This window comes from Paraburkholderia graminis C4D1M (assembly GCF_000172415.1).
Taxonomy (GTDB): domain Bacteria; phylum Pseudomonadota; class Gammaproteobacteria; order Burkholderiales; family Burkholderiaceae; genus Paraburkholderia; species Paraburkholderia graminis.
In genome coordinates, this window is the sequence record NZ_ABLD01000012.1 from 22666 (window position 1) to 35294 (window position 12629).

A 12629-nucleotide genomic window follows, 5' to 3' on the forward strand; every position below is an offset into this window, starting at 1 on the left:
TAACAGCCGGTTATGCTGCAAAGCCGCGCCAGGCGCGCAGCGAGCACGACCGGCGCGCTTCGAAATAGATTGTTGCTGAACCCGGCCCCGTTTAACGTGTCAGAAAAGCGTTGCGCTCATCAGGCGTAAGATGGCCCTCTGACCAGGCTGCCGGACGCAGTCACCGGAGATTCGTTCTATGTGGAAAACGTCTATCGCGGCCGTGCTGATCGGCACTTCGATGCTGGCACAGGCGCAGCAGCGGCCGCAGCAGCAGGTCGTGCAATGGCAACTGCAAGTGCTGCTCAACGGGCAGCAGATCGACACCTTCGACGGCACGACCACGGTCGGCCAGGCGCGCACGGACACGCATCACAAGGTGGTGCAGCACAACGTCGGCTGCAAGGATCAGCCGGCGGGCAGCATCGACCTGGCGCGCACGCTGACGGTGTCGCCGCTGCAGGCGGACAGTAACGAAGTGACGCTCTCCATCGAGGCGCAGGAAACGTTCGAGGACAGCGCCGCGCGCCAGACCGACACCGGCTGCAAACTGCCGCCGCAGCCGCGCCAGGTGAGCGCGAGCCATCCCGGTCTGAAGGTGGCGGCAGGTCAATGGGCGAGCTGGACGATCGTCGACAAAGACCCGGCGCTCGTCTACCGCGTCCGCGCAAATCTGACGAATGGCGCCAATGCGGCAAGCGCGACAAATGCGGCAAGCGCGGCGAGCGCGGCCAGTGCGGTGAACTGACTGCGCTGCGAGCCAGCGACAAACCCGCGGCAAATCAGGCGCAAGCGCGTTCCGTCGACGGGGTTGAAAAGCGAAGCTGAAGAGCCAACCTGAGAGACCCGCGAACAACGCATGAACAATCGAAGCTCCGAAAACAGAACACGTGGATAACGCGGCATGCGAAACCCCGAAGAATTGATCCGCGAAAGCACAGCACCCAAGGATTTCGTGGCGGTGAGCTGGAACCTTCACAAGGGCCGCACGCCGCTCGGCTTTCAAGCCTGGCAAGCCATGCAGCGCTGGGTTCAGTCGACCCACGCGGACGCCTATTTTCTGCAGGAAGCGATGGCGCGCCGCATGCCGTCGCCGGTATTGGCGAGCAGCTTCGGCGCGCCCGTCGCCGATCCCTTGAACGATGTCTGGCATTGCCAGGCAACCGAAATCGCGCAGGCGCTGCAACTGGAAATCGCGCTTGGGCCGAACGTGTTCAAGCCGTCGTGGCGGCACGGCAATGCGATTCTGTCGCCGCATCCGTTGGATCTCGGCGGACGCTGGGATATTTCCGCGCATCGCTTCGAGAAACGCGGGCTGCTGGTCGCACGCGCGACCTTCGGCGGACACTCGGTCACCTTGCTGTGCGCGCACCTCGCGCTGACGCGCTCGGCGCGCTTGCGTCAGATGAACTGGATCGCTCACTGGATCGCGAAGGAAGCGCCGGACGGTCCGCTCGTGCTGGCCGGCGACTTCAACGACTGGCGCAACGATTCGGTGCCGCTTTTCGGCGAGCACGGCCTGCATGAAGTGGCCACGCTGCTCGGCGAGGCGGGCCGCACGTTCCCCGCTTTTTCGCCCGCCCTCGCGCTCGACAAAATGTTCGTGCGCGGCATGAAGCCGATCGAATGGATTCCGCCGACGCAGGAAACCGCGTGGCTGTCGGATCATTTGCCGTACATGGCGCGCTTGCGGGTGGAGTGACGGCGCGGAGCGTGCTTTGGCATGCGGGCCGAAAAGCGCGCTTTCGATCGATGCGATTGCGTTTGCGCTTGCGAACGTCCGGTCACGTAGACACAAATGCAGACGCCGGCCGGGCCTATGCGCTTTCTGCCGAACGCGAGCCTCGGCGCGACGTCACTCGTTGCGTGGTTGCAGCGGGCAAACGCCCACATTCCCGAGCCTGGTTTTCCGCCCGTTTGCCTGCTTTATTGGCAGGGTCTATGCTGCGCCGCACGGCAGCTTTCTGTATCATCCTGAAAATGTTGCCCGCGCGGCGCGCCTACCCGGCGCGAGCCGGACAGCCGGTGGCAGCCGCCCCGCGCGGCCTTCGTCCATCGCCGTACCCTTGGTGACGCGCGGCGGCAAGCACGCCTGGCGCTGCCCGTCGCCGGTCGTAATCGGACCCGGCGGACCCAGCGAAAACCGGCGCCGCGCTCTTCGGCCGGAAATCCGCATGATGAGTTCGACGAACGCCGGTTGATCACCGCCGCTCGACCGCTTGATTCGCTGTTTGATTCGCTTTTCGCGCCCCATCGCCGCGTCTCGGCCCGCTGGCGGCGGGCGCGGTAAAATAACGGATTGCGCGCCATTCCGCCCGCGGGTGAGCGCAGCATCGCCCTTGCCGTGCCGGCCGGCTCCAACGACTGGCCGCCTTTGTTTTCGCACTATCCAAGAAGCCATGAGCAACCTCAATTCACAAACCGTCCTGAGCGTCCATCACTGGACCGATACGCTTTTCAGCTTCACCTGCACGCGCGATCCGTCGTTCCGTTTCGAAAACGGCCAGTTCACGATGGTGGGCCTCGAAGTCGACGGCAAGCCGCTCTTGCGCGCGTACAGCCTCGCGAGTGCGAACTACGAAGAACATCTCGAATTCCTGAGCATCAAGGTGCAGGACGGCCCGCTCACGTCGCGTTTGCAGCATCTGAAAGTGGGCGACCAGGTGCTGATCGGCAAGAAGCCGGTCGGCACGCTGATGGCGGACAACCTGCTGCCCGGCAAGACGCTGTGGCTGCTGTCCACCGGCACGGGCCTCGCGCCGTTCATGTCGATCATCAAAGATCCGGACATTTACGACCGCTACGAGCGCGTGGTCCTCACGCACACCTGCCGTTTCGTCGACGAACTGGCGTACAAGGAATACATCACCGACCACCTGCCGGCGCACGAGCATCTCGGTGAACTGGTGCAGGAAAAGCTGCTGTATTACCCGACGGTCACGCGTGAAGCGTTCGAGAACCGCGGCCGCATCACCGAACTCATCGAGACGGAAAAGCTGTTCGCCGACCTGGGCGTGCCGGGCTTCTCGCTCGAAAACGACCGCGTGATGCTCTGCGGCAGCCCGCACATGCTGCGCGACACGCGCAAGCTGCTCGACGACCTGGGGTTCCAGGAAGGCAGCAACAACGAGCCGGGCCACTATGTGGTCGAAAAGGCGTTCGTCGGTTAAGCGATTTTTCGCGGCTCGCGCCGCGAAACCAGGGAAAAGGAGCCTTCTGGCTCCTTTTTTTTCGCCGTTACAATTGGGCGCCGGATATTTGACATTTTCTGTCGGCAATCTTCCTACAGAACGGCATGAGCGGCATGTCAGGCGTTACGTGAACTAATGCCGCTAAGCCTTGGTGGGCCTGCATCTTTTTCTTTTTTGGGATATGATCGCGGCGCGCCGCCGGGCGATTTCACTGCCGCTCATGGCACGACCCGGTTGTTACTGAATGTAAATTTCGTTACGTTGCTGCGTAGTCATCTGCCCGTCGTAGTCATCCGATGCGGCCATATTGGAGGCCCGAGACCTGATGCGCTCTTTCGTCTTCGCGGCGCCGATGCGCCACCGCTTCGCCGTCCGCGCCGCTTTCTGAGAGAAAGTCATGGATACGTCGACTGTCGTCCGTTTCACCAGCCATGCTTCGGCCTTATTGCCGCGCGCCGCCGAAGACGCGGGCCGCGCGGCGGCGTCGGCGTCGGCGGAACGCGAATTGGCTCGCCTGCGCTCGCGCGTGCGGGAGCTTTCCGCCGAACTGGTCCGGGCGCAGGAAGCGGCCTGCCGTCACGTCGCGCGCGAACTGCATGACGGCGTGGGCGCCGAATTGACCGCGACGCGCTTCGCGCTCGCCGGCGTGGAAACCTGGCTGCCCGCCGACGCTCCGGCGCAATGCTCGGCCGCGCTCGCCGTCGCCAACCGCTCGCTCGACGCCGTTTGCGCCGCGACCCGGCAGGCGGTGGCCGAACTGCATGCGCCGGCGCTCGAAGCCGGCATCGTCGGCGCGCTCGCCCAGTGGACCGGCGACTTCGCCGCCCGCACGCAGTTGCGCACGAGCTTCGTCTGCGCGGCCGACGTGCGTCTCACGCGCCTATCCGCCGACGCCGCGCTCGCCGTGTTCCGGGTCGCCCAGGAAGCGCTGAACAACATTGCCAAGCACGCGCGCGCCGAATCCGCCGACGTGCGGATCGAAACCAGCCGTCGTCATCTGACGCTGATCGTCAGCGACGACGGCGTCGGCGTTTCGCGCCACGCGCATCGCAGACACGGGCATTTCGGGCTGAGTGGGATGAAGGCGCGCTGTGCGGCCTTCGACGGCACGCTGAGCGTGAGCGCCCGGCGCGGCGGCCAGCCGCTGGCGCAAAACCCGGCGCAAAAGCCGGCGCAACGCAGCGATACCGAAGGCCCGCGCGGCACGCTCGTGCGCGCGCGCTTCGCGTGGGACGCGATGCTCGCCGACGCGCAGCCAGGCGGCGGCCTGCGCGCGCTGCAATCGTGAGCGAGCCGTCATGAGCCTGCGCATCCTGCTCGCCGACGATCACGCCGTGGTTCGCCAGGGCGTGCGCCAGTTGCTGCTGGATCGCGGCGTCGCACGCGAGGTCACCGAGGCGCAGACCGGCGCCGAAGCGCTCGACGCCGTCGCGGCCCACAGTTTCGACGTCGTGCTGCTCGACATTTCGCTGCCGGACATGAACGGCGTCGAAGTGCTCAAGCGCCTGAAGCGCAAGGCGCCGCGCGTGGCGGTGCTGATGTTCTCGATGTATCGCGAGGATCAGTACGCGGTGCGCGCGCTGAAGGCTGGCGCCGCCGGCTACCTGTCCAAAACCGTCGACGCCGCGCAGATGATCGGCGCGATCCAGCAGGTCGCGGCCGGCCGCAAATACGTGAGCCCGGCGATGGCCGAGGCGCTCGCCGATTATGTCTCCTTCGACGGCGAGCAGTTGCCGCACGAAAAGCTCTCCGACCGCGAATACCAGACCCTGTGCATGCTCGCGTCAGGCAAACGGCTGACCGACATTGCCGAGGCGCTGTCGCTGTCGGTGAAAACGGTGAGCGTGTACCGCACGCGCCTGCTCGAGAAGATGAAGCTGCGCAACAACGCCGAACTCACTTTCTATGTGATGAGCAACCGGCTCGTCGACCTCAATCCGGCGATGGCGGGGTAAGCTGGCGGCTGCGGCAGGTCGGATGCCGCCGGGTTGCCGCCGGGTTGCCGCTGGAATGCCGCTGGAATGCCGCTGGAATGCCGCTGCGATGCCGCTCGGTCACGCCAGCGCCGCGTATCCAGAGTCCCGTCTTTTTAGTGCGTCCCAAAAAGTTGCATGCGCGCGCATCCGCTAAAATCGCGGGTTTCCCGACATTCGGCGCGCGACACGCGTGCACTACTGGAGACCCCCGCCAATGTCCCTGTTCCGCAAGAAGAGCGTCGAGCACATGCTCGCGACGAGCGCCCAGAACGCCGGCCTGAAGAAAGCGCTCGGTGCGCTCGACCTGACGTTTCTCGGCGTCGGCGCCATTATCGGCACCGGCATTTTCGTGCTGACCGGCACGGGCGCCGTGCACGCCGGCCCGGCGCTGATGATCTCGTTCCTGATTGCGGCCGTCGCGTGCGGTTTCGCGGCGCTCGCCTACGCCGAATTTGCATCGACGATTCCGGTCGCGGGCTCCATCTACACGTATTCGTACGCGACGCTCGGCGAACTGGCCGCGTGGATCATCGGCTGGGATCTGATGCTCGAATATGGGCTCGCGACGTCCGCGGTTTCGGTGGGCTGGTCCGGTTATCTACAATCGCTGCTGTCCGGTTTCGGCGTGTCGTTGCCGGTCGCGCTGACGGCGGCGCCGGGCGCGTTGCCCGGCCATGAAACGCTTTTCAATCTGCCCGCGTTCCTCGTGATGATGGCGATCACCGCGCTGTTGTCGGTCGGCGTGCGCGAGTCGGCGCGGATCAACAACGTGATGGTCGCGATCAAGGTGACCGTGGTGCTGCTCGTGATCGCGGTCGGCGTGTTTCATGTGACGCCGGCGAACTGGCACCCGTTCATGCCGAACGGCTGGAACGGCGTGTTCGGCGCGGCCGCGGTGATGTTCTTCGCGTTCATCGGCTTCGACTCGGTGTCGTCCGCCGCCGAAGAGGTGAAAAACCCGAAGCGCGACTTGCCGATCGGCATCATCGCGTCGCTTGGCGTATGCGCGGTGTTGTATGTCGCGGTGGCCGCTGTGGTGACCGGCATCGTGCCGTCGGCGCAATTCGCGAACGTGTCGCATCCGGTGTCGTATGCGTTGCAGGTTGCGGGTCAGCCGTGGGTGGCGGGCTTCATCGATCTTGGCGCGGTGCTCGGCATGCTGACCGTGATCCTCGTGATGGCTTACGGACAGACGCGCGTGATCTTCGCGATGTCGCGCGATGGTTTGTTGCCTGCACGGCTTTCGCGTGTGCATCCGCGGTTTGCGACGCCGTTCTTCACGACGTGGCTCGTCGGCATTTTCTTCGGGCTCATTGGAGCGCTGGTGCCGTTGAATGTGCTGGCGGAGCTGATCAACATCGGCACGTTGGCGGCGTTTTCGATGGTGTCGATCGCGGTGCTGGTTTTGCGTAGGACGCATCCGGAGTTGCCGCGCGCGTTCCGGTGTCCTGGTGTGCCGGTGGTGCCGGTGCTGGCTGTCGCTTCGTGTCTGTTTTTGATGGTGAATTTGCAGGCTATTACCTGGGTGGCTTTTTTGGTTTGGTTGGTGGTGGGGATGGGGATTTATTTTGGGTATTCGAGGAGGCGGTCGCATTTGGCCCGATGAGGGCAGGGGTTTTTGTTGTTGTTGTTGTTAGTAACCCCCTTGGCCTTTCCTTGATTTCGCGGTGGTCTATTTCGCGTTGCCCCTGTGCGGGGCGGCACTCACTTTCTTTGCCGCCGCAAAGAAAGTAAGCAAAGAAAGCGGGCTCACACCGGTGGCTTATAAATGGGTCCCACTGGCTCGCTTTGGCCTTTCCTTGATTTCGCTTTGGTCTATTTGTGTTGCCCCTGTGCGGGGCGGCACTCACTTTCTTTGCCGCCGCAAAGAAAGTAAGCAAAGAAAGCGGGCTCACACCGCCAGCTTTTAGATGGCTCCCCCAGTTCGGAGTGGGCAGTGGTGCGCCTTACATCCGTGTCCTCGCGCATTCGGCGTTAGTGACAAGGCAGTCATTCTTCCGGCGACGCTTCGCGCGCCGCAGCGGTCGTTCCCAAAACCATCGCGCGTTCGGCCGTGTCGCGGGCCGCGAGTCGTCGCGGGGACTCTGCGGTTCCCCGCGCCGCGGACCGTCGCTGCGCTTCGCGCTCTTCTGGCTCCGCCGCCGCGTTCGTCAAAAGCGCGATTGCAACGCAGGCATTTAGATTCCCGCCAGGCAAAACTATTGCCTTCGAGTGCGCCTCGCCGAGGCGAAGCCGATGGCCCCCACCGCGAAAAAACGCAAGCGGACGGTGTAAGCGAACCCTTCCGGCGAGCACGCAGTGCGAGGCGGGAAGCATGACTGCCTTGTCACGAGCGCCGAATGCGCGAGGACACGGATGTAAGACGCGCCACTGCCGTCTCCGAACCGGTGGACCCATCTAAAAGCTGGCGGTGTAAGCCCGCTTTCTTTGCTTACTTTCTTTGCGGCGGCAAAGAAAGTGAGTGCCGCCCCGCACAGGGGCAACGCGAATAGACCACAGCGAAATCAAGGAAAGGCCAAGGGTGTTAAAAAAAGCGCCGAAAGGCAAAACAACCCCCATAGCGCCCCCGCCCAATTTGTGCTTTACTTTTCGGCAGACTCATAAAAAACCGCAGCACCCTAATCGGACCTCGCGAACGAGCAGCAGGCTGAAGGCAAAACAAAAGCGGTCCGGTTTCCCCCCATCAGGAGACGACTTCATGGCGATCAGCATTAGTCTGACGGTGAACGGTGCGCCCATCAGCGCTTCAGTCGAGCCCGGCACCCTGCTTGTTCAGTTCCTTCGCGATCAACTCCGACTCACCGGCACGCACGTTGGCTGCGATACGGCCCAGTGCGGCGCGTGCACCGTCCACCTCGACGGCCGCGCGATCAAATCGTGCAACATCCTCGCGGCACAGGCGGACGGCGCGCGCATCACCACCATCGAAGGTCTCGCCAAAGACGGCGCGCTGCATCCGATGCAGGCAGCCTTCAAACACTGCCACGGCCTGCAATGCGGCTTCTGCACGCCCGGCATGGTGATGAGCGCAATCTCGCTCGTCGAACGTCAGCCCAATCTCACCGGCGACGACGTCCGCGCGCAACTCGACGGCAATCTGTGCCGCTGCACCGGCTATCACAACATCGTGAAAGCCGTGCTCGAAGGCGCCGCAGGCATGAAGTCCTCGGGCGCGGCTAACGCGGACGCAAACGCGACTGCAAACGCCAATGCAAACGCGAACGCAAGCGCCACCGCGCAAGCCACCGCCTGAGGAGCCGACGATGAACGCACCCGACACTCACAACCTGATCGGCGCTTCCGTCGAACGTAAGGAAGACTACCGATTCCTGACGGGCAACGGCCAGTACACCGACGACATCCTGCTGCCGCAGCAAACCTACGCGGTGTTTCTGCGCTCGCCGTATGCGCACGCGCGGATCAACAGCATCGACACGACCGCGGCCAGGCAGTCGCCGGGCGTCGTCGCGATCTTCACCGGCAAGGACATGGCCGCGGAAAACGTCGGCGGCCTGCCGTGCGGCTGGCTGATCCACAGCACCGACGGCAAGCCGATGAACGAGCCGCCGCATCCGGTCATCGCGCATACGAAAGTGCGCCACGTCGGCGACCAGGTCGCGCTCGTCATCGCCGATTCGATCAAGGCCGCGAAAGACGCCGCCGAACTGATCGAAGTCGATTACGACGTGCTGCCCGCCGTGGTCGACACCGCGCACGCAGCCGACGCCGGTCAGCCGGCCGTTCACGATGAAGTGCCGGACAACGTCTGCTACAACTGGGGCCACGGCGACAAAGCCGCGACCGACGCCGCGTTCGCCAAAGCCGCGCACGTGACCACGCTCGACATCGTCAATAACCGCCTCGTGCCGAACGCGATCGAACCGCGCGCGGTCAACGCGAACTACTCGCCGCAGGACGACAGCTACACGCTCTACGTCGCGAATCAGAATCCGCACGTCGAGCGCCTGCTAATGGCCGCTTTCGTGCTGTCGCTGCCGGAGTCGAAGTTGCGCGTGATTGCGCCGGACGTCGGCGGCGGCTTTGGTTCGAAAATTTTTCTCTACGCCGAAGACGTCGCGCTAACGTGGGCGTCGAAGAAAATTCGCCGTCCGGTGAAGTGGACCGCCGAGCGCTCGGAGGCTTTTCTCTCGGACGCGCATGGCCGCGATCACGTAACGAAAGCCGAACTCGCGCTCGACGCCAACGGCAAGTTCCTCGCGATGCGCATTCACACCATTGCGAACATGGGCGCGTATCTGTCGACGTTCGCCTCGAGCGTGCCGACCATCTTGTACGCGACGCTGCTCGCCGGCCAGTACGCGACGCCCGCCATTTACGCCGAGGTCAAAGCCGTCTTCACCAACACCGTTCCCGTCGATGCCTATCGCGGCGCGGGTCGTCCCGAAGCAACCTACGTGGTCGAGCGTCTCGTCGAAACCGCCGCGCGCGAGATGAAGATCGACCCGGCCGAGATTCGCCGCCTCAACTTCATCCGCGAATTTCCGTACGCGACGCCGGTCGGCCTCACGTACGACACGGGCGACTATGAAACGATCCTCGCGCGCTCGCTCGAACTCGCCGATGTCAAAGGCTTCGAAGCGCGCCGCCAGCAATCGGAGAAGAACGGCAAGCGGCGCGGTCTCGGTTACTCCTGCTATATAGAGGCGTGCGGTCTCGCGCCGTCGAACATTGCGGGCGCGTTGGGCGCACGCGCGGGCCTCTTCGAAGTCGGACAGATTCGCGTGCATCCAACCGGCTCGGTCACCGTGTTCACCGGCTCGCACAGTCACGGCCAGGGGCACGAAACGACCTTCGCGCAAGTCGTCGCAGACCGGCTCGGCATTCCGCTCGATAGCGTCGAGATCGTGCACGGCGACACCGGACGCATTCCGTTCGGCATGGGTACGTACGGCTCGCGCTCGATCGCAGTCGGCGGCTCGGCGATCATGAAAGCGCTCGACAAAATCGAAGCGAAGGCGAAGAAAATCGCCGCGCATCTGCTCGAAGCCGCGGCGGAAGACATCGAGTTCAAGAACGGCGTGTTCCGCGTTGCGGGCACCGATCGAACCAAGGCATTCGCCGAGATTTCACTCGCCGCGTATGTGCCGCACAACTATCCGCTCGAAGTGCTCGAACCGGGCCTCGAGGAAAGCGCGTTCTACGATCCGAGCAACTTCACGTATCCGTCGGGCGCGTATATCTGCGAGATCGAAGTCGATCCTGATACCGGCGTGTGCGAGATCCAGCAGTTCACGGCCGTCGACGACTTCGGCAACGTAATCAATCCGATGATCGTCGAAGGCCAGGTGCATGGCGGCCTCGCGCAAGGCATCGGACAGGCGATGCTGGAGCGCTGCGTGTACGACAACGAAAGCGGTCAGTTGCTATCCGGCTCGTATATGGACTACGCGATGCCGCACGCGTCGGACTTGCCCGACTTCACCGTCGAAACCGCGAAAGGCACGCCGTGCACGCACAATCCGCTCGGCGTCAAAGGTTGCGGCGAAGCGGGCGCGATCGGCTCGCCGCCGGCGGTAATTAACGCAATCATCGACGCGCTCGCGCCACTCGGCGTGACCGATCTGCAAATGCCGGCCACGCCGCATCGCGTGTGGTCGGCGATTCACGCGGCCAACGTGGCAGCCCATTGAGATCCTGAGCGGAGCATTCGACATGTATTCATTCGAGTATCAACGCGCGACGGACCCGCAAGCGGCCGCCGCGGCCATCGCCGCCGACAGCGAGGCGAAGTTTCTCGCCGGCGGGCAGAGCCTCTTGCCGACCATGCGGCTGCGTCTCGCGCAGCCGTCGCAACTGATCGACGTCACGCGCATTCCCGCGCTGAAGTCGATCGCCGTCGACGCCAACACGGTGAAGATCGGCGCGGCCGTCTGTCACGCCGATGTCGCGGAACACGCGGAACTGCGGCGCGTGTTGCCGGCGCTCGCGGAACTGGCCGCGCATATCGGCGACCGGCAGGTGCGCGCGCTCGGCACGCTCGGCGGGTCGCTCGCCAACAACGATCCGGCCGCCTGTTATCCGGCGGCGGCAATGGGTCTGGACGCGACCATCGTCACGCAACGGCGGCGCATTGCATCGAGCGAATTTTTCGTGGGCATGTATGAGACCGCGCTGGAACCGGACGAACTAATCGTCGGCGTCGAATTTCCGGTGCCCGAGCGCGCGGCTTATGAAAAGTTTCGCAACCCCGCGTCGCATTTCGCGCTCGTCGGCGTGTTCGTCGCGAAGTTCGCAAGCGGCGTGCGCGTCGCGGTGACGGGCGCGGCGGCTTCGGTGTTTCGCGTGCCCGAACTGGAAAGCGCGTTGTCGGCAAATTTCACGCCCGAGGCCGCGCGTGCCGTCAGCCTGTCCGCCGCGAATCTGAACGACGACATGCACGCGAGCGCCGAGTATCGCGCGCATCTGATTCCGGTGCTCGCCGCGCGAGCGGTGGCGAAGGCGAATAGTTAGCGATCCTTTGCATGTCCGGCCGGCCTTGAGATGTTGAACGGCACGCTCAGGTCGGCCGCATTCGCTCACCCGCGTCGCTGACCGCGCAGATTCAGGAACGCCATGCACCCCGCTTCAATCGACGACACCCTCGCGCAACTCGCCGCGCAAAACTATTTCGCGAGCCGCGAACTGGCGACGGCGTTGTACCTTGCGTTGCGCATGGAGCGTCCGTTGTTCGTCGAAGGCGAGCCGGGCGTCGGCAAAACCGAACTCGCCAAAGCAGCGGCGGGCATGCTCGGCACGTCGATGCTGCGGCTTCAATGCTACGAAGGACTCGATACCGCGAGCGCGCTGTATGAGTGGGACTATCCGCGGCAGATCATGGCGCTGCGTCTCGCCGAAGCCGCCGGCGAGCGTCCCGATAACGACACGCTGTATCGCGGCGAATTTCTGCTGAAGCGCCCGCTGTTGCAAGCGCTGATGCCCGACGAAAACCATCCGGGCGCGCGGCGCGTGCTGCTGATCGACGAGATCGATCGCGCCGACGAACCGTTCGAAGCGTTTCTGCTCGAACTGCTGTCCGACTTCCAGGTGTCGATCCCCGAGTACGGCACCGTGCGTGCGGCCGTGCCGCCGCTCGTGGTGATGACGTCGAACCGCACGCGCGAAGTGCACGACGCGCTGAAGCGCCGCTGTCTCTATCAATGGATCGGCTATCCCGAGCGTGATCGCGAGCTTGAGATCGTGGCGGCGCGCGCGAGCGCGACGTCGGCGGAATTGCAGCGGCGTGCGGTCGATTTCGTGCACCGGCTGCGCGGCATGGATCTGTTCAAGGCGCCGGGCATCGCAGAAACGATCGACTGGTGCCGTGCGCTCGAAGCGCTTTCGGTGACGGAACTCGATCCGCAATCGGTGCAGAACACCCTTGGCGTGCTGCTGAAGTATCAAGACGACCTCGCGCGCGTCGACGCCGAGCAGATCGCGCAGTGTCTCGCCGCGCCGGGATAGCGGCATGACGACGCCAACTCGC

The 12629-nt window shown here is 64.1% G+C and carries 10 protein-coding genes; all 10 read left to right on the forward strand.

Annotated elements, in window-relative coordinates:
- The first annotated feature begins 178 nt into the window (after positions 1 to 178).
- The 10 genes from BGRAMDRAFT_RS19270 (at position 179) to BGRAMDRAFT_RS19320 (ending at position 12607) form a co-directional block, all read left to right on the forward strand.
- On the forward strand, positions 179 to 727 hold the full coding sequence (locus tag BGRAMDRAFT_RS19270) for a hypothetical protein (RefSeq protein WP_006050487.1): 549 nt from the start codon (positions 179 to 181) through the stop codon (positions 725 to 727).
- A 156-nt stretch (positions 728 to 883) separates the two neighbouring features.
- Positions 884 to 1681, forward strand: a complete 798-nt coding sequence (locus BGRAMDRAFT_RS19275) for an endonuclease/exonuclease/phosphatase family protein (protein ID WP_006050488.1) — start codon at positions 884 to 886, stop codon at positions 1679 to 1681.
- Positions 1682 to 2378: 697 nt separating this feature from the next.
- Positions 2379 to 3149 (forward strand): ferredoxin--NADP reductase, encoded by a 771-nt coding sequence (locus BGRAMDRAFT_RS19285; protein ID WP_006050489.1) that lies wholly within the window; start codon positions 2379 to 2381, stop codon positions 3147 to 3149.
- 418 nt (positions 3150 to 3567) lie between these two features.
- Positions 3568 to 4458 (forward strand): sensor histidine kinase, encoded by an 891-nt coding sequence (locus tag BGRAMDRAFT_RS19290; RefSeq protein ID WP_006050490.1) that lies wholly within the window; start codon positions 3568 to 3570, stop codon positions 4456 to 4458.
- Positions 4459 to 4468: 10 nt separating this feature from the next.
- The gene (gene rqpR / locus BGRAMDRAFT_RS19295) at positions 4469 to 5125 is read left to right on the forward strand and encodes a response regulator transcription factor RqpR (RefSeq protein WP_006050491.1); all 657 of its coding nucleotides are present in this window, start codon (positions 4469 to 4471) and stop codon (positions 5123 to 5125) included.
- 235 nt (positions 5126 to 5360) lie between these two features.
- A complete protein-coding gene (locus BGRAMDRAFT_RS19300) occupies positions 5361 to 6752 on the forward strand; it encodes an amino acid permease (RefSeq protein ID WP_006050492.1) in 1392 nt (463 codons plus the stop codon).
- 1092 nt (positions 6753 to 7844) lie between these two features.
- Positions 7845 to 8399, forward strand: coding sequence for a (2Fe-2S)-binding protein (locus BGRAMDRAFT_RS19305; protein ID WP_006050493.1), 555 nt, complete (start codon positions 7845 to 7847; stop codon positions 8397 to 8399).
- Positions 8400 to 8409: 10 nt separating this feature from the next.
- Positions 8410 to 10797 (forward strand): xanthine dehydrogenase family protein molybdopterin-binding subunit, encoded by a 2388-nt coding sequence (locus BGRAMDRAFT_RS19310; protein WP_006050494.1) that lies wholly within the window; start codon positions 8410 to 8412, stop codon positions 10795 to 10797.
- Between the two features lie 22 nt (positions 10798 to 10819).
- A complete protein-coding gene (locus tag BGRAMDRAFT_RS19315; protein ID WP_006050495.1) occupies positions 10820 to 11617 on the forward strand; it encodes an FAD binding domain-containing protein in 798 nt (265 codons plus the stop codon).
- Positions 11618 to 11719: 102 nt separating this feature from the next.
- Positions 11720 to 12607: an AAA family ATPase gene (locus tag BGRAMDRAFT_RS19320; RefSeq protein WP_006050496.1), complete on the forward strand. Its 888-nt coding sequence runs from the start codon at positions 11720 to 11722 to the stop codon at positions 12605 to 12607.
- The last annotated feature ends 22 nt before the right edge of the window (positions 12608 to 12629 follow it).

Coding starts and splice junctions, on each gene's coding strand:
- BGRAMDRAFT_RS19270 (WP_006050487.1), top strand. CDS start 179: ATGTGGAAAACGTCTATCGCGGCCGTGCTGATCGGCACTTCGATGCTG.
- BGRAMDRAFT_RS19275 (WP_006050488.1), top strand. CDS start 884: ATGCGAAACCCCGAAGAATTGATCCGCGAAAGCACAGCACCCAAGGAT.
- BGRAMDRAFT_RS19285 (WP_006050489.1), top strand. CDS start 2,379: ATGAGCAACCTCAATTCACAAACCGTCCTGAGCGTCCATCACTGGACC.
- BGRAMDRAFT_RS19290 (WP_006050490.1), top strand. CDS start 3,568: ATGGATACGTCGACTGTCGTCCGTTTCACCAGCCATGCTTCGGCCTTA.
- rqpR (WP_006050491.1), top strand. CDS start 4,469: ATGAGCCTGCGCATCCTGCTCGCCGACGATCACGCCGTGGTTCGCCAG.
- BGRAMDRAFT_RS19300 (WP_006050492.1), top strand. CDS start 5,361: ATGTCCCTGTTCCGCAAGAAGAGCGTCGAGCACATGCTCGCGACGAGC.
- BGRAMDRAFT_RS19305 (WP_006050493.1), top strand. CDS start 7,845: ATGGCGATCAGCATTAGTCTGACGGTGAACGGTGCGCCCATCAGCGCT.
- BGRAMDRAFT_RS19310 (WP_006050494.1), top strand. CDS start 8,410: ATGAACGCACCCGACACTCACAACCTGATCGGCGCTTCCGTCGAACGT.
- BGRAMDRAFT_RS19315 (WP_006050495.1), top strand. CDS start 10,820: ATGTATTCATTCGAGTATCAACGCGCGACGGACCCGCAAGCGGCCGCC.
- BGRAMDRAFT_RS19320 (WP_006050496.1), top strand. CDS start 11,720: ATGCACCCCGCTTCAATCGACGACACCCTCGCGCAACTCGCCGCGCAA.